This is a genomic window from Massilia sp. 01N417 (assembly GCF_056399645.1).
The window spans coordinates 59,469-83,405 of record NZ_JBFTRS010000003.1; the positions used below are offsets into that span (position 1 = coordinate 59,469).

Annotated in this window: 17 protein-coding genes; 4 read left to right on the top strand and 13 right to left on the bottom strand. The window is 67.1% G+C overall.

The window, feature by feature from the left end:
- Positions 1–28: 28 nt before the first annotated feature.
- The 8 genes from AC1DOQ_RS04095 to AC1DOQ_RS04130 form a co-directional block, all read right to left on the bottom strand.
- Complete coding sequence (locus tag AC1DOQ_RS04095; protein ID WP_477360970.1) at positions 29–2,476, bottom strand: GH92 family glycosyl hydrolase; 2,448 nt, start codon at positions 2,474–2,476, stop codon at positions 29–31.
- Positions 2,476–3,411: a carbohydrate kinase family protein gene (locus tag AC1DOQ_RS04100; protein WP_477360533.1), complete on the bottom strand. Its 936-nt coding sequence runs from the start codon at positions 3,409–3,411 to the stop codon at positions 2,476–2,478. Before AC1DOQ_RS04100 ends, AC1DOQ_RS04095 begins: the two co-directional genes overlap by 1 nt.
- Positions 3,404–4,621 (bottom strand): AGE family epimerase/isomerase, encoded by a 1,218-nt coding sequence (locus AC1DOQ_RS04105; RefSeq protein WP_477360535.1) that lies wholly within the window; start codon positions 4,619–4,621, stop codon positions 3,404–3,406. The genes AC1DOQ_RS04100 and AC1DOQ_RS04105 overlap by 8 nt, the downstream gene beginning before the upstream one ends.
- A 22-nt stretch (positions 4,622–4,643) precedes the next feature.
- Entirely contained in the window at positions 4,644–5,630 is a 987-nt protein-coding gene (locus AC1DOQ_RS04110) for a LacI family DNA-binding transcriptional regulator (RefSeq protein WP_477360537.1), read from the bottom strand.
- Between the two features lie 162 nt (positions 5,631–5,792).
- Positions 5,793–8,459 carry a beta-mannosidase gene (locus tag AC1DOQ_RS04115; RefSeq protein WP_477360539.1) on the bottom strand — a complete coding sequence of 889 codons (2,667 nt, stop codon included), beginning with the start codon at positions 8,457–8,459 and terminating at the stop codon, positions 5,793–5,795.
- Positions 8,456–9,976 (bottom strand): tryptophan halogenase family protein, encoded by a 1,521-nt coding sequence (locus AC1DOQ_RS04120; RefSeq protein WP_477360541.1) that lies wholly within the window; start codon positions 9,974–9,976, stop codon positions 8,456–8,458. The genes AC1DOQ_RS04115 and AC1DOQ_RS04120 overlap by 4 nt, the downstream gene beginning before the upstream one ends.
- Before the next feature lie 56 nt (positions 9,977–10,032).
- Entirely contained in the window at positions 10,033–13,068 is a 3,036-nt protein-coding gene (locus tag AC1DOQ_RS04125; RefSeq protein WP_477360543.1) for a TonB-dependent receptor, read from the bottom strand.
- 422 nt (positions 13,069–13,490) lie between these two features.
- Entirely contained in the window at positions 13,491–13,700 is a 210-nt protein-coding gene (locus AC1DOQ_RS04130; protein ID WP_477360545.1) for a hypervirulence associated TUDOR domain-containing protein, read from the bottom strand.
- Positions 13,701–13,895: 195 nt separating this feature from the next.
- Here AC1DOQ_RS04130 and AC1DOQ_RS04135 point away from each other — a divergent pair, with 195 nt between their 5' ends.
- The 4 genes from AC1DOQ_RS04135 (at position 13,896) to AC1DOQ_RS04150 (ending at position 17,873) form a co-directional block, all read left to right on the top strand.
- Complete coding sequence (locus tag AC1DOQ_RS04135) at positions 13,896–14,417, top strand: host attachment protein (protein ID WP_477360547.1); 522 nt, start codon at positions 13,896–13,898, stop codon at positions 14,415–14,417.
- Positions 14,418–14,602: 185 nt separating this feature from the next.
- Positions 14,603–16,222: a methyl-accepting chemotaxis protein gene (locus tag AC1DOQ_RS04140; protein ID WP_477360549.1), complete on the top strand. Its 1,620-nt coding sequence runs from the start codon at positions 14,603–14,605 to the stop codon at positions 16,220–16,222.
- A 93-nt stretch (positions 16,223–16,315) separates the two neighbouring features.
- Positions 16,316–16,882 carry a lipocalin family protein gene (locus AC1DOQ_RS04145; RefSeq protein ID WP_477360551.1) on the top strand — a complete coding sequence of 189 codons (567 nt, stop codon included), beginning with the start codon at positions 16,316–16,318 and terminating at the stop codon, positions 16,880–16,882.
- A 103-nt stretch (positions 16,883–16,985) separates the two neighbouring features.
- Positions 16,986–17,873, top strand: a complete 888-nt coding sequence (locus AC1DOQ_RS04150) for a helix-turn-helix domain-containing protein (RefSeq protein ID WP_477360553.1) — start codon at positions 16,986–16,988, stop codon at positions 17,871–17,873.
- 15 nt (positions 17,874–17,888) lie between these two features.
- On the opposite strand, the gene AC1DOQ_RS04155 is transcribed toward AC1DOQ_RS04150, so the two are convergent.
- Genes AC1DOQ_RS04155 through AC1DOQ_RS04175 form a run of 5 tightly spaced genes read right to left on the bottom strand, consistent with a single transcriptional unit; the run spans position 17,889 to position 23,936 of the window.
- The gene (locus tag AC1DOQ_RS04155; protein ID WP_477360555.1) at positions 17,889–18,428 is read right to left on the bottom strand and encodes a DUF2058 domain-containing protein; all 540 of its coding nucleotides are present in this window, start codon (positions 18,426–18,428) and stop codon (positions 17,889–17,891) included.
- A gap of 45 nt (positions 18,429–18,473) precedes the next feature.
- Positions 18,474–19,646 carry an extracellular catalytic domain type 1 short-chain-length polyhydroxyalkanoate depolymerase gene (locus tag AC1DOQ_RS04160; protein ID WP_477360557.1) on the bottom strand — a complete coding sequence of 391 codons (1,173 nt, stop codon included), beginning with the start codon at positions 19,644–19,646 and terminating at the stop codon, positions 18,474–18,476.
- 10 nt (positions 19,647–19,656) lie between these two features.
- Positions 19,657–20,073 carry a CopG family transcriptional regulator gene (locus AC1DOQ_RS04165; protein ID WP_477360559.1) on the bottom strand — a complete coding sequence of 139 codons (417 nt, stop codon included), beginning with the start codon at positions 20,071–20,073 and terminating at the stop codon, positions 19,657–19,659.
- Positions 20,074–20,129: 56 nt separating this feature from the next.
- Positions 20,130–21,428: an MFS transporter gene (locus AC1DOQ_RS04170; RefSeq protein ID WP_477360561.1), complete on the bottom strand. Its 1,299-nt coding sequence runs from the start codon at positions 21,426–21,428 to the stop codon at positions 20,130–20,132.
- 18 nt (positions 21,429–21,446) lie between these two features.
- Positions 21,447–23,936 (bottom strand): family 20 glycosylhydrolase, encoded by a 2,490-nt coding sequence (locus AC1DOQ_RS04175; protein WP_477360563.1) that lies wholly within the window; start codon positions 23,934–23,936, stop codon positions 21,447–21,449.
- Position 23,937: the final 1 nt, after the last annotated feature.

A 23,937-nucleotide genomic window follows, 5' to 3' on the forward strand; every position in this document is an offset into this window, starting at 1 on the left:
GGTGTCTCCTATCGATTTTTTATCGTGCTTATAGTGCTGACGGCAGGTCGTCCGCCTGTGTGCCCCAGCCCGCGGTGTCCGGCTGCGGCGCGAGGCGGTAGCCGAGGGTGCCGCCGGCCTGCAGCTGCTCCCAGTCCAGCCACACCCGCGACAGCGGCTTGCCGGCCCAGTTCACCGACTGCACGAAGCGGCGCTCGCCGGCCCTGGCTTCCGGCGCCTCGATGCGCAGGGTATGGCCGTTGCCCATGTCGACTTCGGCGCGGGCGAAGCGCGGCGCATGCAGGATGAAGCGGCCGCTGCCCGGCGTGTCCGGATACATGCCCAGCGCGCTGAACAGGTACCAGGCCGACATGGTGCCGAGGTCGTCGTTGCCGGTCACGCCGCTGGGGCCGTTGCCGAACAGGGTCTCGGCCGCGCGCAGCACGGTGGTGGTCTTCCAGGGCTGGCCCATCAGGGTGTAGACCCAGGGGGCGTGCAGGTCGGGCTCGTTGTTCGGGTTGTAGCGGAACTGGCTGTAGTAGCTGTACGGTCCCACGACCCAGGACTTGCGCACGGCGTTCGGGTCGGCCAGCACGGCGTCGTAGTCGAAGAACAGGTCCAGGCGGCGCAGGGCTTCGGCCTTGCCGCCCATCGCCGCGGCCAGGCCCGGGATATCCTGGCGCACCAGCCACTGGTATTGCCAGGCCGTGCCTTCGTGGAAGCCGTGGTCGCCGCGCGGATCGAAGCCGCTGCCGACGTCGGCGAACCAGCTGCCGTCGTTCAGGCGCGGACGCGGGAAGCCGCGCTGGCCGGTCGGGGCGTCGACCACCGACGCGTCCCAGATCTTCTTCCAGTTGAGGGCGCGCTGCGACAGCGTCATCGAGTCGTCTTCCTCGCCGAGGGCCCAGGCCATCTTCGCCAGCGCGCTGTCGGCCAGCGCATACTCCAGGGTCGCCGAGGCGCCGTGGTGCGGGTCGGTGTCCATGCCCTTGGCCATGAAGGTGCGGTCGTACTGCACGAAGCCCTGGCGCAGGTAGCTGGGGTTGCCCGAGCGGCCCTGCGGGCGGATGTTGAACGGCGGGACGCCGAAGGCATTCTGGCGCAGCGCCTCATAAGCTTGGCGCTCGCGGCCCTTCAGCGCGCCGTAGCGCCACAGGTCGACCAGGAAGGGCGTGACCGGGTCGCCGGTCATCACATTGGTCTCGAAGTTGGCATAGCCCCAGCGCGGCAGCCAGCCGCCCTGCTCGCGGATCTTCAGCACGGAATTCGCGATGTCGCGCGCACGCTGCGGGCGCAGCATGGCCAGCAGCTGGTTCTGGGCGCGGTAGGTGTCCCACAGCGAGAAGTACTCGTAGTAGGTCCAGTCCCTGGCCGTGTGGACGTTGTCGTCGTAGCCGCGGTAGCGGCCGTCGGCATCGTTGCCGGTCATCGGCTGCAGCAGAGCGTGGTAGAGCGCGGTGTAGAACACGGTGCGGTCGTCGTTGCTGCCGCCCTCGATGCGCACGCTGGCCAGTTCGCGCTGCCAGGCCGCCTGCGCCTTGTCCTTCATCGCATCGAAGCTCATCGGCTTGCCCGCGGCCATGCCCTCGGCCCGCAGGTTGCTGCGCGCACCCTCGGCGTCGACGTGGGAGATCGCGCTGACCGCGGTGACGGCGCGGCCGTTCTTCAGGTCGAAGCTCAGCCAGACGCCATGCGGCTTGGCTTCGCCCGCCTGGCTGGGACCGTTCGCGTTCGGCCAGCCGCCGCGGTCGTCCCAGATGCCGTGGGCGATCACCGGGCGGTCGAACACGATGCGGAACCAGGTGGTGTACTTGGCGCCGCCGCAGAAGCTGTTGGTGACGATCTTGCCCTCGACGCTGCGGTCGTCCACCACCTTCACTTCGCTGCCGACCACGTTGTGGCGTTCGTTGGCCTGGCCCAGGTTGAGCAGCACGTGGCCGGTGGCGGCGCCGGGCGCGAAGGTGTAGCGCTCGGCGGCGGCGCGGGTCAGCGCGGTTGCCTCGGCGGTGATGCCGCCGTAGCTGGTGAGCTGGACCTTGTAGTAGCCGGCCTGGCCGACCTCGCCCTCGTGGCTGTATTCGGCGCCGTATTTCTTGTAGTCGAAGCTGCCCGGCTTGCTGGTGTCGAAATCGCCGCCGGGGCCGATGGTGCCGGTCACCGGCAGCACCGGCAGCTGCCCGCCCTGCTCCCAGCAGCCGGCGCCGGACACGTAGGAATGGCCGAAGCCGCGGATCCGCTTGTCGCTGTAGCGGTAGCCGGCGTAGTGGTCGGCGGTCGGGCTGACCTGGATCATGCCGAACGGCGCCGAGGCACCGGGGAAGGTATTGCCTTCGTCCTGGGTGCCGATGAAGGTGTTGACCGGCATAGGACCAGCTGACTGAGCGGCAGGGAGGGAAGCCGGCGCGGACGCGCTCTGCGCGGCCATGGGCAGCGCGAAGGCCGCCAGCAGCGCGGCGCACAGCGCCGGCTGGAACAGGGCAAAACGGGTACGGCTCATCACGGGGCTTCTCCTTCGAGCTGTTCGAATAGTTGTTGCATGGCCGCCGGCGGCGGCGGGGTGGCGCCGGACTGCAGGCAGGCGGCGGAACCGGCCGCCAGCGCCGCATGCAGGTGGGCCTGCAGCGGACGATCCGGATGGCCCGCCAGGCTGTGCAGCAGGCCGGCCACGCTGGCGTCGCCGGCGCCGACCGTGTCCACCACCGCCACCTTGGGCGCGCGCGCATCGCAGCGCTCCGCGCCGCGGTACAGGCTGGCGCCCTGGCCGCCGCGCGTCAGCAGGCAGATCGCGTCCGGATTGAAGCCGCGCAGATGCTGCAGCGCCTCGTCCGGTTCGTAGTGCGGGAGCAGGCCGCGCAGGTCGTCGTCCGACACCTTGATCACGTCGGCCAGGGTCGCCATGCTCTGCAGGGTCCACGCATACTCCCTGCCCATCACGTTGCGGTAATTCGGGTCGTAGCTGATCCTGACGCCGTGGGATTTCAGTTTTTTCGCCAGCGCGACCAGCTTCGAGGCCAGCGGTTCGCGCGCCAGGCTGATGCCGCCGAAGTGGGCCCAGCGCAGCGAATCCAGCCACTCCACCGGCAGCGCCTCGGGATCGAAATGCAGGTCGGCGCTGTCATCGCCGACGAAGAAGTAGCGCGGCGGCTCGCCTTGCTCCACCACGGCCAGCAGCGGCGAGCGCTCCACCCGCTGCATCAGGCCCAGGTTCAGGCCGACTTCCTCGCTGGCGCGCCACAGGGCGTCGCCGAAGCGGTCGCAGCTGACGGCGCCGGCAAACGCGGTGGGTTCGCCCAGCACCGCCAGCGCGCGCGCCACGTTCCATACGGAGCCGCCGACGCGGCTCACCCATTGTTCGCCGCCCTGGTGGATCATGTCGGTCAGCGCCTCGCCGGCGCACAGCATCAGCGGCGCCGTGTTGGTCGGATCAGGCATCGCCGGCCTCCCGCAGCACGGCCACGATGTCGTAGCAGGCGCCCATGGTGTGGTAATCGACCTTGCCGGCCGGGCTCTTCTCGTCGCTCAGCTTGCGGTTCTCGCGGTCGAGGATGCGGTACCAGGCGCCGTACTGGTGGTCGACCATGTGGGTCCAGCTGTAGGCCCACAGGCGCTCGTACCAGTCCCAGTATGTGGCGTTGCCGGTGCGCCTGGCCAGCATGGCGGCGGCTGCGGCGCTCTCGGCCTGTACCCAGAAATACTTGTGCCAGTCGCAGATCGTCAGGTCGGGCGCCAGCGAGTAGCACAGGCCGCCGTGCTCGGGGTCCCAGCCCTTCTCCACCGCCACCGTGAACAGTTTTTCGGCGGTCGGCAGCATCCAGTCGACGTCCTGGTCCAGCACGCCCTTGGCGCGCGCCTCCAGCTGCACCAGCAGCTTGGCCCACTCCGTGAAGTGGCCGGGCTGGTAGCCCCAGGGGCGGAACAGGTTTTCCGGATCGTCGATGTTGAACTTCCAGTCCGGCTGCCACTGGGCGTCGTAGTGCTCCCAGATCAGGCCGCCGCAGCGCTGCGCCTGGCGCTGGGTGATGTTGTAGGCCACGGTGTAGGCGCGTTCCAGGTAGCGGCGTTCGCCGGTGGCCTGCCAGGCGGCCTGCAGCGCCTCGCAGGCGTGCATGTTGGCGTTCTGTCCGCGGTAGCTGGAGAGCGTGCTCCAGTCCTGGCTGGCTTCGTCGGCGTACAGGCCGTCCGCCTCGTTCCAGAAGCGCTTCTCCATCAGCTCGAAGGTCTCGCCGATCCAGGCGCGCGCCTCTTCCACGCCGGCCATCGCCGCATGCGCGTAGGCCAGCAGCACGAAGGCTTCGCCGTAGGCGTGCTGGGTGCCGTCCTCGATGGCGCGGCCGTCCAGCATCCAGGCGTAGCCGCTGCCGTCCGGCGCGCGGTGGGCCTCGCGCAGGAAGCGCACGGCGTGGCGCACGCCCTCCAGGTAGGCCGGATCGTGGAAGTGGCGATAGGCCATCGCATAGGTGAACACGAAGCGCGTGCTGCTGACCAGGTGGCGGTGGCGCGGGTCGTAGATCGCGCCGTCGTCCTTGAAATACTGGTACATGCCGCCGGCGGGATCGATCGCGCGCGGATGGTAGAAGCGCATGGTGTGCTGCGCATGGTCGAGCAGGACGGCGGGGTCGCGGAAATTCGGGAGAGTAGTCATGGTAGGCATGGTTGGATGTGCATCAGTCGTCGCAACTGCTCTCGCGTACGATCATCTCGACGGGCACGGTTATCTGGGATGGGTTGTCGTCCGGTTGGTGAAGCAGTAAATCGATGCCGGCCCGCCCCAGCGCTTCCTTGTCCACGCGGACGGTGCTGAGCGGAGGAATGGCGGCGGCGGCGGCCGCGATGTCGTCGAAGCCGACGATCGCGATATCGTGGGGGATCTTCATCCCCTCGTTCAGGCAGAACTTCATGGCGGCCAGCGCCGTGCTGTCGTTGTAGCAGAAGACCGCATCGGCCGGCTTCGGCAGCGCGAACAGGCTGCGCATGGCTTCCGCCACCGCCTCCTCGCCTTCGTCGATGAAGGGCATGCTGACTTCGAGGCCGGGGTCGGCATGGACCCTGGCATCGAACAGCGCCTGGCGGAAGCCGCGGTTGCGCTGCTGAATGCTGTAGTGGGCCAGCGATCCGGACAGCATGGCGATGCGCTTGCGGCCGCAGCGCAGCAGGTGCTGGGTGGCCAAGTAGCCGCCGCGCAGGTTGTCCGGGTTGACCGAGGTGAAGCCGCGCCTGTGCATGTCCACCAGCACGATCGGCTTGCCGACCTGCTGCAGCGCGGCCAGCACTTCCGGCTCGAAGAAGCCGGCGCAGACGATGGCATCCGGCTGGTGCACCCGGATCTGGGCCAGCACCGGCTCGGCCGGATCGACCGCGATGAAGGACAGGGCGACACCCTCGCGCCGGCAGGCTTCCTCGGCGCCCTGCAGCACCGGCGAGAAGAAGGGGCTGGACGCCAGCGTGTTGTGCTGGCTGTGCAGCAGGAAGGCGATGCGGCGGATGCGTCCTTTCTTCAGCTGGCCGAAGTCGTAGTCCAGTCGCATGGCGGCCTCGCGCACCTTGCTGCGCGTGGTCTCGGTCATGCCGGCCTGGTTCTTCAGCGCCCGCGACACGGTGCCGATCGACAGGCCGGTGGCCTCCGCGATGTCGCGGAGGGTGGCCTGGCTCACGGCCGCACCTTGGAAATCGAGTGCATGAAGAGTCTCCAATGTCTTTGTTTATTAAACGCTTATGTGTGCGTTTTCAGGCGTGGGCTATGCTTGCTTACTGCTCGGTTAGTTTTATCGCAGCCGCCGCCTGCGTCAATGACGGCGGCCGCATCGGAGCGGTTTTTAGCGCAATTTAGTAAACATCTGCATGCCGGCCAGCGATCGTAAACGCAGCGATTGGCGCAGCGATTCGAGGCCGGACTTCGATGCCACGTGCAGCACCATGCTTTCGCCCGGCAGCAGGGTCAGGGCATTGTCGGACAGCTCGGCATCGAGTTCGCCGGCATCGATCCACACGGCGCGCGCGAACTTCGCCGCATGCAGTTCGAGGGCATAGCCGTCGCCGTCGCGGCGCCATTGCGCCTGCAAGCCCGGATCGGGCCACCGCATGTCCTTCGCGGCCCTGAAATACACGGCGCCGCGCGACGCCGGTTCGCCGTCGACGCGCAGGTCGAACACCGCGACGGTGGACGCCGGATCGGCGCCGCCGAGCAGCTCGGCGTCGCTGTAATCGAGGGCTTTCGCCGCCGACAGCGGCGCCAGCTCGACCGGCCTGCGCTCGTCGCGCAGCAGCTTGCCGTCGAGGGTCGTCAGGCGCAGGCGCAGCTCGCCCTTCACGGCATGCGTGCGGTCGTTGAGCAGGCTGACCGTGGTCTTGCCGTCGGGAGAACGCAGCGCGGCCACCGCCACCGGCGCATAGAAACGGCGTGCGTGGAATTGCAGCGCCTTCCAGCGCCCGAACCAGTCCACGCTGGACCAGGACGCGCCCGGCCAGACGTCGTTCAGCTGCCAGTACAGGGAACCCATGGTGAAGGGACGACTGGCGCGGTGGTGCAGCGCGGCCAGCTCGATGCCCTCGGCCTGCGCCGCCTGGCCCAGGTAGACGAAGGTCGCGAAATCCTTCGTCTGGCCGAATTCGTAGTCCACATACTTCATCAGCCTTTCGTTGCCCTTCCCGGCCAGGAACTTCTGGTGGGCCTCGATTACCGGCGTGGCGATGCCCTGCTCCGCGCGCCTGGCGAAGGCGTCGATGGTGCGCTGCACCGGCCAGGCCTGCAGGCCGTATTCGGACATGAAGCGCGGCGTGATCTCCAGGTACTTCGACGGCGGGTAGGCCGGGTTGCCCCAGACCTCCCAGTAGTGCATGTCGCCGCTGGCGGGCGTGTTGGCGACCTCCGCCAGGTCGTCGCCGGGCGAGCTGGCCCAGTAGGCGATGCCGCCGCCTTCTTCCGCCACGACCTTGCGCAGGTCGGTGCCGAACAGCTGCACATAGCCCTTCCAGACCCTGTCGGCCAAAGCCGGATCGGCGGCCTTCAGCTCCTTGCCCGCCCCCCAGTATTTCCAGGCGATTTCTTCCTCATTGTTGCCGCACCAGAGCGCGAGGCTCGGGTGGTTGCGCAGGCGCCGCACCTGGTCGCGCGCTTCCAGCACCACGTTGGCGCGGAAGGCGTCGTCATAGGCCGGCGGCATGCCGCCGCCGAACATGAAGTCCTGCCACACCAGCAGGCCCAGCTCGTCGGCCAGGTCGAAGAAGTCCTCGCTTTCGTAGTAGCCGCCGCCCCAGCTGCGCAGGAAGTTCATGTTGGCATCAACTGCCGACTGCAACACCCGGCGCAGCCGGGCCTTGCTCACGCGCGGCTGGAACATGTCGAAGGGGATGGTGTTCGCACCCTTGGCGAAGACGGGAATGCCGTTGACGGCGAAGTAGAAGCTGCGGCCCTTGTCGTCGGGGTCGCGTCGCAGTTCGATGCTGCGCAGGCCGGTGCGCGCGCCGGCCCTGGCGACCGCGCCCTGGCCGCCGTCCACCTCGAGCTCGTAGCGGTACAGCGCTTGCGCACCATAGCCGTTCGGGAACCAGCGCTGCGGACGGTCGACGTGCACCGGCAGTTCGACGCGGTTGGCGCCCGCATGCAGCTCGGCGCGGCGTTCGGCCGCCAGCGAGCGCCTGCCGTCCGGTGCGGTCTGCCACAGGCGGAGCGTGAAGGTGCCCTCGCGCACCGCGTCGAGGGAGGCGACCGCGGCGAGGTCGGCGCGCGCTTCCTCGACGCGGTCCTGGCGCAGCTGCAGGTCGTCGATGCGCAGCGCGTCCCAGCTCTGCAGGACAATCGGTTTCGAGATGCCGGCGGTGACGTAACGCGGTCCCCAGTCCCAGCCGTAGTGGTAACCGGGCTTGCGCACGAAGTTGGCGGTCATCGCGTCCTTCGGCTCGTCGCCGTAGGGCGAAGGATAGTTGCCGAGCAGCTTGTGCGGCATCGCCTGCACGCCCGGCAGCAGCCTGGCGATCGGCGAGCGGAACACGACGCGCAATTCATTGCCCTTCGCGCGCAGCTTGCCCTGCACCGGCACGCGCCAGGTGCGGAAGGCGTTATCGGCATCGAGTACCTTGCTGCCGTTCAGCCAGACCTCGGCATAGGTATCGAGGCCTTCGAACACCAGGTCGCTGCGCGCAGAATCCAGTGCCGTGCGCGGCGCGTCGAAGCGGGTGCGGTATTCCCAGTCGGCCAGGCCGATCCACTGCAGCTTCGCCTCGGGCGCGCCGACATAAGGGTCGGCAATCAGCTTGTTCGAGAACAGGTCGGTATGCACGGTGCCCGGCACCGTCGCCGCACGCCAGGGCGCGGCTTCGGCGTGGGCGGCGCCCTGGGGATTGCCGGGCAGGAGACGGAAACTCCAGCCCCTGTCGATGCGCACGCCCTCCGGCGCGACGGCCATGGCGGAGGCGGCCGCCACCGCGAGGCAAAACCCCAGCAGCAGGCGCGCGCCCGAGCGCAGGAATGGACGGCCGCTCATCGCGCGGGCGCCTTCCAGTAGCGCTGGATCCACTCCTCGTGGGTCGGCATCGAGTCCACCGCGCGCGCCAGCGAGCCGCGCATGCCTTCGACCAGCTCGACCAGCCGGTCTTCCGGCATCTCGTCCACCATCGGATGGTAGCCGCGCGGCTCGATGCCCTGCCCCAGCATCACCTGGACCCAGCTCGGCAGGGCGAAGAAATCCTCGCCGTTGCGGAAGTAGCGCCCGTCGGTGCGGAACAGTTCGATCGTCTGGCGCAGGGTCTCCGGCACCTCCATCGTGCGGCAGCGGTCCCAGAACGGGGTGTCGTTGCGTTCGGTGGCGTGGTAATGCAGGATGATGAAGTCGCGGATCCGTTCGTACTCGAAGGCGGCTTCGCGGTTGTAGCGCTCGATCAGCTGCGGATCGAAGTCGCGCGTGGGGAAGTAGCTCAGCAGGCGGGTGATGCCCGACTGCGCCGAGTAGATGCTGGTCGATTCCAGGGGTTCCAGGAAGCCGCTGGCCAGGCCCACCGCCACCACATTCTTGTTCCAGATTTTCTTGCGGATGCCGGCCGTGAAGCGCAAGGGACGCGGCTCGGCCAGCGCCTCGCCGTCCAGGTTGGCCAGCAGGGTCGCGGCAGCTTCGTCGTCGCTGACGTGGCGGCTCGAATAGACGTAGCCGTTGCCGGTGCGGTGCTGCAGTGGAATGCGCCACTGCCAGCCGGCCGCGCGCGCGGTCGAGTGGGTGTAGGGCGTGATCGGGGCGGTGCTGGCGCTGGGCACCGCCAGCGCGCGGTCGCAGGGCAGCCAGTGCGACCAGTCTTCCCAGCCGCTCTCGAGGGCCTGCTCGATCAGCAGGCCGCGGAAACCCGAGCAGTCGATGAACAGTTCGCCGTCGACCACCTGCCCGCTTTCCAGCGTCACCGATTCGACGAAGCCGTCGCCGGCGCGCCGGTTGACCTTGACGATCTTGCCTTCGATGCGCGTGGCGCCGCGCTGTTCCGCGAGTTCGCGCAGGAAGCGCGCGTACAGGGTGGCGTCGAAATGGTAGGCGTAGGCGATGTCGGCCAGCGGCGAATTCGGCGGCGCGTTATGGTCGCCGGGCGCGAACTTGCCGCGCGGCGCCATCACGGTCTGCGGCGAATACTCGCCGATCGGACCGGCGCGTCCGGCCTGGCGCAGCTTCAGCCAGAACTGGTGGAAGGGCAACGGCCCCAGCGAGCGGCCGATGGCGCCGAAGCCGTGGATATAGCTGTCGCCGATGCGGGTCCAGTCCTTGAATTGAATGCCCAGCTTGACGGTGGCCTGGGTACGTTTGACGAACTCGGCTTCGTCGATGCCGAGCCACTGGCCGTTGAACAGCCGGATGTGGGGAACACTGGCCTCGCCGACGCCGACGATGCCGATCTCTTCGGACTCGACCAGGCGGATCGAGGCGCCCTTGCCGAGGTAGGTGGCGAGGGCCGCGGCGGCCATCCATCCCGCGCTGCCGCCACCGACGATGGTGATGCTGGTGATACGGTTCTGCGTGCTCATTGCGTCCTCCAAAAAAAACTCCCCGGCTTGACCAAGCCGGGGAGGAAGGGGTGGACTCAGAACTTGTAGTTCAGGCCCACGTACGCAATGCGGCCGGCGTAGCCGCTGGAGTAGAAGCGGTCCTTGGTGTCGTTGCCCAGGTGGGCACGGGTCTCCTGCCTGGTCAGGTTCAGCACCGAAGCGGTCAGGCTCAATTGCTTGGTGATGTTGTAGGCCGCGTTCAGGTCGATCTGGCTGTACGGATCCTCATACACGTTCAGGCCGTTCTGCAGACCGTCCACCACTTCACCGCGGCGGTTGTACGAAGCGCGCAGCAGCAGCTTGTCGGTTTCGTAGAACACCGTCAGGTTGAGCTGGTTCTTCGCGCTGCCGACCAGCGGCGACTGGCCGATTTCGGTACCGTCTTCCAGCGTGATGGCGGCCTGGTTGGTCTTGTTGTACGTGTAGTTGAACTGGAAGCCCAGGCCGGACGCCAGCGTGTGCTGGGCGTACAGCTCGGCGCCCTGCGACACGCCGTTGCGGCCGCCGGCGCTGGTCGAGTAGTTCTGCACCGTCACGTTCTGGCCGCCGACGTTCAGGTTCACGTCCATCACCACCGGTACCGAGAAGTTGCTGACGTTCTTGCGGAACAGGTCGAGGCCGAGCACCGAGCCGCGCTGGTAATACCACTCCAGGCCCAGGTCGAACTGGGTGGCCTTGTACGGCTGCAGGTTCTTGTTGCTGCCCGAACCGAACCAGCCCGGGTTGCCGCCGCCACCGATCAGGCGGCGGTCGTTGACGTATTCCTGGCTGAAGTTCTGCAGGCCGCCCGGCGAAGCGATGTCGCCATAGCTCGGACGCGCAATCACCTTCGATGCGGCCGCACGCAGCAGCAGGGAGTCGGTGATGTCGTAGGCCAGGTTCAGGCTCGGCAGCACGTCGTTGTAGGTGCGGTCCAGCGAGCTGACGACGAAGGACTGGGTCCGTGCGATGCTGTCCGGCAGGGTCGTGAAGCCGCTGACGCAACCCGAACCGGCCGGTGCGCCGGCGGCCGGGGCGCCGCCTGCCTGGCAAGGCGCCGCCGTGCCGTTGGGGCCGTTGAAGAAGTAGTCCTTGTAGTTCTCGACCTGGTCGGTCGAGTCGGCATGTTGCTTGGTGCGTACGAAGCGCACGCCCACGTTGCCGCGCAGGCGGTCGGCCTTGATGTTGGCCTGCAGGTAGGCCGAGGAGATCTTCTCGTCGACGTTGTAGACGAAGTTGTCTTCGTTACGCGTCTGCATCTGACCGTAGGTCTTGTTCAGGTAATTGACGTAGGTCGCGTAGTCGATCGCCGGGAACGCGCTGGCCTTGATGCCACCGGCGATATTGCCCAGGGACTGGCCGTACAGGAAGGACGGCTGGAACTTGTTGGCGGTCGGGTCGCAACCGGCCTGGTAGCGGTTGTCGTAGTTGGCCGGATCCTTGCCCGGGCACACCCAGTAGTTGTTGCCGGTGTTGCGGTGGATGCCGCCGTCACGGTACTTGGCGCCGAACTGCAGCGAGTCCAGGAAGCTGACATCCGTATGCCAGGTGAAGTCGGCCTGGGCATATTTCTGCTGGTTGCTGTTGCGGGTCCACGAGGACGAAGTCGAACCGAGGTCGATCTCGCCGATGCCCTTCGCCAGGTTGGCCATCAGCTCGGGCGAGAAGGTCATGGTCGGCGTGCCGGCCGTGCTCCAGGCGCTGGCATAGTTACCGAGGGTCCAGCTGCCGTCCGCATTCTGCACGCGCGGCTTGATCGGCATGGTGAACTGCAGCGACGGACCGCCGCCGGCCCAGGTGCGGCCGGCCTTGAAGTCGGCGTCCAGCGACTCGCCGCGCCATTCGGCGCCGATGTCGAAGACCTGCGAGCGTGCTTTTTCGCGGTTGTAGCTGCCGGTGATCTGCGGGGTCGGGATGGTGCAGTCGTCAGGGCCCCAGCCGCCCGGCTTCTGGCCCGCGGCCTTGGCCTGGTCTTCGCTGCAGTAGTAGGTCTTGCCCGGATGGACGCTGTAGTTCGCGCCGGTGACGATGGTACCGCTCTTGTCGAAGGTCAAACCGTCGAGCATGCGGCCGCCCGCCCAGTTGCCGTCGCCGTCATAACGGGCCAGGTTCCATTCCGGGACCTTCAGCGTATTGGTCTGCGAGTTCTGCGACAGGTCGAAGCGGAAGTAGTTGGCCGTCAGGTTCAGATTGCGCATCGGCTTGAACTGCAAGGTCAGCTGGCCGCCCTTGCGCTCGCGGTCTTCGGTCTTGACGCTCTCGTTGACCGAGGTCGGCATCATGAAGTTGGTGTAGTACTTGCCGTTCTGGTCATGGAAGCCCGACTGGCCCCACCAGTACGAGCTCAGCTTCGAAGGCTTGCCGTTGACGTCGGTGGCCGGATGCGCATCGTAGTCGTCGCCATACCACTGCCAGTTCTCGGTGCTGGCGCTCATGGTGCGGGTGGTGCGCTTCTGCTGGGTGTAGCCGACCAGGATGCCGAAGCGGTTGCTCTCGTCATGCCAGGCGTACTGGCCGGAGAACTGGCCGTCGCCCTTCTTGGTGGTGTCGGCCCAGGTGCCTTCGGCGTTGACGAAGCCGCTGCCCGACTTCACGTCCAGCGGACGGCGGGTATGCAGGATCACGGTGCCGCCGATGCCGCCTTCGTCGATGCGCGCTTCCGGCGTCTTGAACAGCTCGGCGCTGGACAGCATGTTCGACGGCATAAGGGTGTAGTTGAACGAACGGGTCGGATCGCCGTTCGATTCGGCGGTGGCGACGTAGTTGCCGTTCAGTTCGGTCAGGGTCAGCTCCGACGACAGGCCGCGAACGCTGACGTTCTTGCCCTCGCCGCCGCTGCGGTCGATGATCACGCCCGGCACGCGCTGCAGCGCGTCGGCCACGTTTTTGTCGGGGAATTTACCGATATCCTCGGCGGTCACCACGTCGACGATCGCATTCGCTTCGCGCTTCTGGTCGAGGCTCTTCTGGATCGAATAGCGGTAGCCGGTCACCACCACTTTTTCCGGCGTCTTGGAATCCGCCTGGGTATCGGCCGCGGTGTCGGCCTGCGCGGTCTGCGCCTGGGCGGTGGCAATGCTCAACAGCGCCATGGCGACTGCCGTGGCAATGGGGGTCGCGCAGAGGCGCATGCCCTGTCGCGATGCAAGAACGTTCCTGAACATCATCTAAGTCTCCTTGTCGTGCCCTATGGATGGGCTTCTTTTCTGCAACCCGGTGGCAGGCTCAGGGAACATTTACTAAACGGTCCTGGCATCCCCTACGCCTTCGGGCATCGCACTTCGCCCTGTAGCTTTTATACAAAAGTTGCCGAGGGGAGCTCAACAAGATTTAAAAAAAGGCATGCAGTTTAGCCGTGTTTTCGTAAACATCGCCTGCATCGCGCATCCGATCCACATGGGCGCCCGGCACGAGGGGCTACCCTTGTTTCATAAACAGCAGGGGTTGGTCCATTGCGGACCGGCGCGAGGGAGCCTGGCGCATGCTGCGCCATAGGGTCGAATCGGGGGAGCGCTCAGATTTTCTTGAGTGCCGATGGCTTGTGCGCAGCCTCGGCCCCGGTCTCGTCGCTGACGACCAGGTATTCCGGATTTTCTTCCGAGGCGGCCACGCGGTGGCCCTTGATCTCGGTCGGCGCGGTCAGCTTCTTCCTGACCGTGCCGCGTATCGTCCCCTGCGACGAATGCCATTCCACTTTGTCGCCCGCCTTGAACGTCTGGCTCACGATGCCTCCTTGTCCTGGACAGTCATTTGAACATGGCGGCCTCCCGCGCCGCGTACCTTACCGCCCGGATACGTAACGCCAGCCATTTGCGACCTTGGCTATACTGAATTCAAGCCATGATCGGCGTGCAAGTCGGGCATTCCCGGATGCAATCGCCGGTCCACCTTCACGCTTCATAGACTGACAGGGGGTAATATGCAGACGACCTGGATTGTGTCGGCCAACGCGGGCCGAGCGAGGATTTTTTCGGAAGCCGATCCGTCGGAACCGCTGGAAGAAATCGAAGACATGGTCAATTCCGCCGCGCGCCTGCGCACCTCGGACATCAACACCGACGAGGCCGGGCGCACGGCCGCCGGCAGCAGCAGCCACAACATCGGCGGCAACGAGGCGGCGGGCTTCGCCCACAGTACCAAGAGCGGCGCACCCAACAAGACTTACCAGCCGGCCCAGACGCCGCAGGAGCACGAAGCCGAGCTGTTCGCGAAGGACATCTCGAAATACCTGATGGACGCCCACCAGGAAGGCCGTTTCCAGCAGCTCGTGATTTCCGCCTCGCCGCAATTCCTCGGCGCCCTGCGCAGCTACCTGCACCCGCAGATCAAGCCGCTGATCAAGCTCGAGGTCAACAAGGACTACACCCATTCGAACGCGCAGCAATTGCGCGAGCAGATCCGCGAGCAACTGCAGGCCCAGCGCGCCGGCAGGCTGCAATAAGACCGCGCGGTCTCCCCATCGAACGCCAGCCTCATCGGCTGGCGTTTTTTTATGTGGTAAATACGGCACGCCTACTGGCTTTTTTATGCGAAGAGACTACATCGTTCAATAACTGCTGGTATTGTTGCGGACTTTCTATCTTGCAACACCTGTTATAAACGGGTCATTATTGTAGCGGAGCTAATGTGATTCAAGCAGTAAGCGCCAGCGTGCGCCATCAACTCAAACTGGCCTTCGGGATCGTGATCGCGATTTCCTTCCTTTCCACCGGCCTGGCGATCTGGCGCCTGCAGACCCTGTCCCGCGATACCCAGGCACTCACCGAACAGCCACTGGCGAAGGAACGCCTGATCTCGAAGTGGCTGCTGAACACCTCGGTGGGCGCGAAGCGCACGGCGTCCGTGGTCCGTTCGGCGGATCCGGAGCTGGCGAGCTTCTATGCCGATGAAGCCAAGGTATCGACCGCGACCGCCAGCGCGCTCCAGAACAAGGTCAGCGAACTCTTGGTCACGCCCGAGGAAAAAGCCCTGTTCGACGCCATCGGGCAGATCCGCAAGGTGTACATCGGCGACCGCGAGCGCGTCACCCAGCTCAAGGCGGACGGCAAGCACGAGGAGGCGCTGGCCGCCTTCGACCGCGACTTCAAGCCGCATACCGACCAATACCTCGGCAAGGTCCAGGATCTGCTGGCGCTGCAGCAGAAGACCATCGACGAGCAGACCCGCGCCGTGCTGGCGAGCGCCCAGCACAGCCAGACCATGCTGATCGGCCTCAGCCTGGCAACCCTGGTGGCCAGCATCGCCGCCGGCGCCCTGTTCGCGCGCGCCCTGTTCCGCCGCCTCGGCGGCGAGCCGGCCCAGGCCGTGTACGTGGCGTCCCAGATCGCCGCCGGCAACCTGCGCGTGGACGTGAAGCTCGCCGCCGGCGACGAGCGCAGCCTGATGGCCGCGATGCGCCGCATGCGCGACAGCCTGGCCGGCATGGTGAGCCAGGTGCGCGAGAGCACGATCGCGATCGAGCAGTCGACGCATACGATCTCGGCCGAGTCCCAGGACCTGTCCAGCCGCACCGAGCGCCAGGCCGCGGCGCTGGAGGAAACCGCCTCGTCGATGGAAGAATTGACGCAGACGGTGGGACAGAATACCGAGAACGCCCGGCACGCCAGCGACCTGGCCGGCCAGGCGGCCGCGGTCGCCCGCGAAGGCGGCCGGATGGTGGGCCAGCTGGTCGACACCATGGGCCAGATCGACGAGTCGTCCAAGCGCATCGCCGACATCATCGGCGTCATCGACGGCATCGCCTTCCAGACCAATATCCTGGCCCTGAACGCGGCCGTCGAAGCGGCGCGCGCCGGCGAACAGGGACGCGGCTTCGCGGTGGTCGCCACCGAAGTGCGCGCCCTGGCCCACCGCTCCGCCGCCGCGGCCAAGGAAATCAAGGCCCTGATCGAAGACTCGACCCGGCGCGTGGAGAACGGCACGGCGCTGGCCCAGCGGGCCGGCACCACCATGACCGGCATCGTCGACGGCATCGAGCGCGTCACCACGATCATGGCCGACATCGTCGAATCCAGCCACGAGCAATCCTCGGGCATCGCCCAGGTCACCCAGACCGTCACGCAGATGGACCAGACCACCCAGCAGAATGCCGCCCTGGTCGAGGAAGCGGCGGCGGCCACTACCGCCCTGCGCGAGCAGGCCGCTGCGCTGGCCGGGCTGATGACCATGTTCGAGACCGCAGGCGAAGCGCACCGTCCTGCCGTGCCGGGCGCGCGTTCCGGCGATGCCCGCTTGATGCTGGCATGAGTTCACCTGCCTGAACGCTCGAATAGGCTCGATGGCGACGCCAGGCCGCCCATCCTGCTAGGATGGGCTTCCGACAAGCAACCCATCGACGCCATGCCCGTATCCCGCCTCGCCCTCGTCGCCATCGGCCTGCTCGGCGCCACCCTCACCGTGCTGGCCGCCGCGCGCGAACGCCACGAGCAGTCCGACCTGGTCCCGATCGATTCCCTCGACGTGCCGCGCTACCTCGGCGCCTGGTACGAGATCGCGAAATACCCGAACCGCTTCCAGAAGCAGTGCGACGGCTTCACCACCGCCCACTACAGCCTCGAGCGCGACGGCGGCATCCAGGTGATCAACCGTTGCCGCCGCGCCGACGGCCGCTTCGAGGAGGCGGTCGGCAGCGCCCGCCAGGTCGGCCCCGCCGATTCGCCGAAGCTGCAGGTGCGCTTCGCGCCGGGCTGGCTGTCCTTCCTGCCGATGGTCTGGGGAGATTACTGGGTGATCGACCTCGACCCCGATTACCAGCTGGCGGCGGTCAGCGAACCGAAGCGCGAATACCTGTGGATCCTGTCGCGCACGCCCACGGTGCCGCGCCAGGCCATGGCCGCCCTGCTGGACCGGCTCGAGCGCCAGGGCTTCGATGTGAACAAGCTGGAGGAGACCAGGCAGACACGTTGACAACACTTAGGGCATGCATACCACGTAATTGCTTGCCAAACAGGGGTTATTTACGGAATAGTCTTATTTCATATTTGTAATTATTTCGTAAAACAACCTTCGCATGAAGCCGCCCTCGCGCGTGTCGCGCCTGTATGAAGTGATGGACCTGATGCTGGATTCGGTCGGGGACCCGCTCGCGCTGAAAAGCCTGGCGGCCTCGGCCAGCTATTCGTCCTTCCACTTCGACCGCATCTTCCGCGAGCTGACCGGCTTCTCGGCAGTCGAATACCAGCGCAAGCGCCGCCTGCGCCGCGCCGCCCACCTGCTGCGCCATGAGCCGGACGTGGCGATCGTGCGCATCGCCCAGGATTGCGGCTTTCCGTCCAACGCGGCCTTCGCCAAGGCCTTCAGGCAGCAGTTCTCGATGTCGGCCAAGGCCTGGCGCGAAGGCGGCTGGCGCGCGTACATGGACCAGCAGGTGGGACGCGAGAGCGACGTCAGCTTCTTCGTCGCCGAACCGGACAACCTGGAAGTGCTGCTGGCGCCCTACTGCCCGCCGACGCCGGGCACCATCGCCGCGCGCATCGCCGTGCGCATGCTGCCGGCGGTGACCTTGCGCTACCAGCGCTTCTTCGGCCAGTCCGGCGCCGCCCTGTCGATCGCCTGCAATGCCGTGATCGCATCCTGCCAGGGCGCGGGACGGCCCTGGTACGGGGTGTTCGACGAGGATCCCGGCTTCACCGGGGAGAGCGAATACTGCTACGACTTCGGCTGCGCCGACGACGCCGGCCTCGACCCGGCCATGGGCATGCGCATCCTGCCGGCCGGCAGCTACGCCTGCCTCGACTTCCACGACGAGTGGCCGCGCTTCCGCTTCATGTACGAGGACTGGCTCGATAAGCAGTCGCTGTGGCGCCTGGACAGCACCCGGCCCCACATCCAGATGGTGGAACGCGACGCCGAGGGACGCTGGCGCGGCTGGCTGGCGCTGCCGGTCAAGAAGCGCTAGCCGGCCGGCCTTGCCTTACCAGGTGAAGTCGTCCGGGATCTTGAAGTCGGCATACGGATCGTCTTCCTCGACCGCCTGCGGCGCGGCCTTGGCGACCCGCACCACGCTCTCGGGCGCGCGCTCGGCGATCTTGTCGGCGATCACGCGCGGCACCAGCTCGAAGCCGCCGCCATGGCTGACGATGGCCAGGCGGCCCGCCACCAGGTGGTCGCGCACCTTTTCCGAGACGTGGATGCGCTCGATCTTGGTCCCGATCGTGAAGTTGTAGGCGATGTCGCCATTGCCCTTGGGCTGGCGGTTGGTCGTCACCATCTGCGCGATCTGGGCGGCGACCGCCTTCTGCGCCGCGGCGGCGTCGCGCTGGGCGTTCAGTTCGCGCGCACGCTCGGCCTGCTTGCGCTGGGTTTCGAGCGCCGCTTCGCGCGACTCGTTCTGCTTCTTGTCGCCGGTGCGCAGTTCGATCTTGTGCTGCTTGCTCTTTTCCTGGTTGGCCAGCTTGACCTTCTTCTTGTCGACCAGGCCGGCCTTGAGCAGCTGCTCTTGCAGGGAAACCATGATGTGCTGCCTTCAAAGTATGTGTGAAGCCGCAAGCATAGCAAATCACTGCGCAAGAAAAAACCGCAGCATTTCGGCCGAGGCATTCGGACCGGAAGCGACCGCGTAGGAGCCGGCCGTGCTGCCGCCCGACCAGGCGTGGGCGGCGCCGTGCAAGGTCCAGTGCTCCGCCACCGGCCGGCCGCCGCTATCGCGCGCCACGGACCTGGTGTAGTCCTGGCCACGCTCCTCGGTTTCCGTGACGCCGGCGCCGTGCACGAACTGCCGGTAGACTGCCTCGCCATTCGACGGATGGACGACGGCATCGAGGTCGCCATGGAAGACGATCGCCGGCACCGTCCTGGCGCCGGCCGCGGCCTTGTGTTTCTTCCTGCGCGCGCCCTTCATTGCGTTCAGCGCCGACATCAGGTCATGCGCACTGCCGACCGGCAGGCCGGAATGCACGCCGACGGCGGCGTACAGCTCGGGATAGCCGGCCGCCATCACCGCCGCCATCGCGCCGCCGGCCGACAGGCCCGCCACGTAGACCCGGCCGGCATCGGCATCGTGCTCACGCATCACCTGCCGCGTCATGCCGGCGATGAGCGAAGGCTCGCCGCCATCGCGGCCCTGGTGGGCGCCGTCGAACCAGTTCCAGCACTGCGAGTGATTCGCGTTGGCGGCCTGTTCCGGATACAGCACCAGGCAACCGTGTTCCTCGGCCAGCAGGTTCATGGTGGTGCCGGCGGCGAAGGCTTGCGGATCCTGCTTGCAGCCGTGCAGCATCACGACCAGCGGGCGTGGACCGGATGCCGGCCGCGACGGCACGTACAAGCGGTAATTGCGGGTGCCGGCCTCGTTGCCGAAGCTGCCTTCCAGGAACTGGCCGGGGCCGAGCGTTTCCGGACCGGGGACCTTGCCGCGGCCGGCAACGCCCTGTCCGGGCAGGTGAGAGGTGAAGCGCGCCATCCATTCCGGCATCGCCGCGGCGCCCGGGAAAGCCTCGGCATCCGGTACCGCCTTGCCCTGGCGCGCATGCGGCGCCCACGCCGGCGGCGGGTTCAGGTCGACGAAGGGCGCGCTTTGCTGCTGCGCCTGTGCCGCCGATGGCGCCGTCCCCATCAGGCCGGCGGCCTTGAGCGCCTCCTGGATGATCGCGGTGGCGGCGGCAGGGTCCTTGCCCTGGCTGGAGCGCACCGCGCCCAGGATATTGTCGACAAATTTTTCATAGGATTTCATATTCGGTTCCTCAGGATTCGATGCGGTCTGCCAGCGCCGCCTTGACGGCGCTGGAGGCGAGAAAGGCGCCCAGCACATGGATGGAAGCGATGGCTTCGCGTGCGAGCTCGGGGGTGACGTCGTCGTCGATGGAAGCGAGGCCGAGCACGTGGATCTCGAGCCGTTCGCCGCTGGCTACGCTCTTTTCCAGCTCGGCCTTCGAATAGCGCTGCATGCCCATCACATAGCGCTTGCGCGTAACGGTCTGGCGGATCGCCTCGCCATGCAGCTCGAGCTGCTTGCGGATCGCCATCCGCACGAAATCGGTGCGGTTGGTATAGAAGCCTTCCTCTACCAGCAGGTCCATCTGTGCCAGGTCGACGAGGCCGAGGTTGATGGTCACCTTTTCGGTGTCCGGAAATTTGATTTTTGATTCGACAAGTTTCATGAATATACTCTCCTTATACTCCATGTGGAGTATGAGGAGAGTATTTCAAGGGCCGATTATGGGTTTTCCGGCGCCAGGCGCACGAAACGCGTCAGCACCAGCACCGGAATTGCCGAAATCACAACCCACAGGAAGAAGTGCCGGTAGCCCAGCGCCTGCTGGATGTCGCCGCTGACCACCTTGGACAGCACGAAGCCCAGCTGCATGAAGCCCGAGCCCAGCGCGTAGTGGGCAGTCTGGTAAGGCCCGGCCGCGATCACCTGCATGATGAACAGGATCATGCCGACGAAGCCGAAGCCGTAGCCGAACATCTCGGCCGCCAGCGAGGCGGTGACGACGCCCAGCGATTCGGGCTGGGTCATGCTGAGGTAATAGAACACCAGGTTGGGCACGTTCATCGCCAGGATCAGCCAGGGCATCGCGCGCTTCAGGCCGATCCAGGACGTGAAATAGCCGCCAAGGATGCTGCCGACCAGGAAGGCGGCGGTGCCGGCGGTGCCGTAGATGGCGCCCACTTCCTGGGTCGACAGGCCCATGCCGCCGATGTCCCGGGCATCGCGCAGGAACAGCGGGCCGATGGTCTGGACCTGGCCTTCGGCGGTGCGGAACAGCAGGATGAACAGGATGCCCAGCCAGATGCCGGGCTTGGCGAAGAAGGCGCGGATCACGTCGACCAGCACGGCGACGGTGCCGCGCACGGTAGCCGCCGGCGCCGATGCGGGTCCCGCACTCGCGGGTGGCCCCGGCAGCGCCCAGGCATGATACAGGCCGAGCCCCGCCATCAGCGCGCCCAGCAGGCCGAACACGGTGGCCCAGGCGGCCTGCGGGCCGATGGACTGCTCGAGGTGGCCGGCCAGGATCACGAGTCCGCCCAGCGACAGGAACTTGGCGCCGTTGAAGAAGGCGCCCTGCCAGCCGGCGTAGGCGGCCTGCTGTTTCGCCGACAGGCTGGCGATGTACAGGCCATCGGCGGCGATGTCGTGGGTGCTGGAGGCCAGCGAGACCACGCCCAGCAAGGCGATCGCCAGCGCGAACCAGGCCGGCAATTGCAGGGCCAGGGCCAGCGCCGCCAACGCGATCCCGCCCGTGACCTGCAGGACCACCACGATGCGCTTCTTGCTGCGGAAGAGTTCCAGGAAGGGGCTCCACAAGGCCTTGAAGACCCAGGCCAGGCCGAGCAGGCCGGTCCAGCGCGCGATCTGCTCGTTGGGCACGCCCATGCTCTTGAACATCAGGCCCGCCACCAATGCCACGCTGTAGAAAGGCAGGCCCTGGGCCAGGTAAAGGCTGGGCACCCAGGCCAGCGGGTGGCGCAGCCTGTCGGGCGCCAGGTGATGCGGCTCTGCCTTGTCCATGCTCGGTGACCTTATTGTCTAAGCTTGTTCCAGTTCGATGGTGACGGTGCGGCTGCCGCGTCCGCGGGTGTCGAAGCTCCTCACCTTGAACACGCGGTCCTGTGGCCCGGCCTGCACCGGGCCCGTGTAGCGCGGGCTGGCCGCGCCCGGTTCGCTGCCGTCCAGAGTGTAATGCAGGGCCAGGCCCGGCAGGGCGACATTCGCGCGGATGGTCCGGCCGTCGTACAGCACGCCCGGCGGCGGCAGGCGGTAGCCGTAGGCCAGCGGGGCGCGGTCCAGGCGCGGCAGCTCGCGCTGGCCGAGGCGGTTGGCGAACTCGTTCCAGTCCGACTCGATGGCGGCGGCGCGCGCCTGCGGGTTGTCGATCCCGCTCCAGCCGGGATCGGGCGCCCAGGCCCGCTCCGCCAGCGCCACCATGCGCGGCGCCGCCAGGTATTCGATGCGGGCGCGCGAACGCGCGTTCTCGCCCCACAGCTGGCCCTGCAGGCCGATGATGCGCGTGCGGCCTTCGTCGGACAGGCGCGCCATCGCCGCCAGGCGCGCGGGCGGCAGCGCGCGTCCCATCGGGTCATTGGCGGCGCTGGCGATCATCTCCAGCGGGCAGAACACGAAGGCGTGGCGGGTCTCGACGAAACCGGCCCAGTAATAGCCCGGTTCCTGCGGGTCCTTCGCATAAGCCAGGTCGAAATAAAGGTTGGCGGCATTCGCCAGCACCACGTCGTAGCCGGCGTTGGCCAGGCGGTAGGCCACGTCTTCCTTGCCCGAACCCCAGGCATTATTCCAGGCATAGACCTGGAAGCCCGGCCCGTCGAAACCGGGCTTGGGCAGCGGCAGCGGCGCGCCCTCCACCGCCTGGGTATTCTCGTGCTGGGCCGGCGCGCAGCCCTCGGCCGTGGCCGCGCCATGCTTCAGCGCCGTCTCTTCCCAGCCGGCGAAGGCCAGGCCGTGCCTGGCCAGGATCGCGCGGCAGCGTTCGACGAAGTCCGCATGCAGCTGGCCGACGTCGGTCCAGCCGCGCTCGCGCATCAGGGCCTGGCAGACGGGCGAACCGAGCCAGGCGCCCAGCGGCACCTCGTCGCCGCCCGTGTGCACGGCGCGCAGCGGCACCCCGGCCTGGCGGTACAGCGCCGCCACATGGGCGACCACGGTATCGATGAAGCGGTCGATGGAGGGCAGTGCGATGCAGATCACGTTGTCGCGCCACATCTGCACCGATTCGTAGCGCGAAGCGTCGTCCGGATCGCTCAGCAGATAGCGCTCCGCGCCTTCGATATCGCCGGCCGCGCGCAGGCGGTCGTGACGCGCGCGCATCGCCAGCACGGCGGCGCGCGCATGGCCCGGCATATTGAACTCCGGGATCACCTCGATGTGGCGCGCGTGGGCATAACGCAGGATGGCGATGAAGTCGGCGGCATCGTAATAGCCGGTGCCGGCCGAGCTTTCGACGTCGGCGCCGGAACCGAAGGACGGCGGCAGGCTCTGCCCATCCGCGGCGACGCCGCGCCTGGAGCCGAGCGCGGTCAGCTCCGGCAGCGCATCGATCTGCAGGCGCCAGCCTTCGTCGTCGGTCAGGTGCAGGTGCAGCTTGTTCAGCTTGTAGCAGGCCATGCAGTCGAGCAGGCGCAGCACCGTCTCCCTGGACGAGAAGTGGCGTGCCACGTCCAGCATCATGCCGCGGTAGCCGAAGCGCGGCGCGTCCAGCACCCGTCCGCAAGGCAGGGTGCCGTCGGCTTCGAGCAGCTGGGCCAGGCTCTGGATGCCGTTGAACACGCCGTGGGCGCTGGCGCCGCGCACCAGCACCGAGCCGGCGCTGATTTCGAGCAGATAGGCTTCCGGCCCCGGCGCATCGATCTGGGAGACGGCCAGCTCGATGCGCGCTCCCGCTCCCGGCGGCAGGCCGGCCAGCAGCCCGCGCAGCAAGGCTTCCTCGCCGGCCAGGCCCTCGGCCGCGACGAGCGCGGACCCGGCGGCAAGCGCGCAGCATCCGCCATTGAAGCGCGCGCGCAGCGGCTTCGGCGTGATGCGGCCGACCGCCTCGCGCGGCAGCAGGTAGGACTCGGCGTTGTCGCGGTAGCGCCAGGCCGCGTCGGCGGGCGGCAGCAGGTCGCGTGCATTGCGGTGCAGCTGCTCGGGCCGCGCGAAGGGCTGGATCTCGGGATCGCCCAGGTCGCTGACACGGCCGTCGGCCTCGATCAGGTAGAAGCCGAGCGGCGCGTCGGTCACGCTGATGGCCCAGAACTGGGCCACGTAGCCGATTTCGAGCGCCTGGCCGGGCAGCCAGTCGGTTCCACTCGTCGAATGCAGGCGGAACAGGTCGCCGTTCAGGTGATCGATGCGGTAGCCCGCATCGACCGTGTTCGCCAGCACGCGGCGGCAGGTGTTGAAGTACACCGACCATCCCGCCGCGATCGGCGCGTGCGATGTATTGCGCAATACCAGCCTGGCGGAGAAGGCTTCATCTCCCACCAGGTTGGACAGGCATTCCCAGCTGATACCCACGACTGCCATC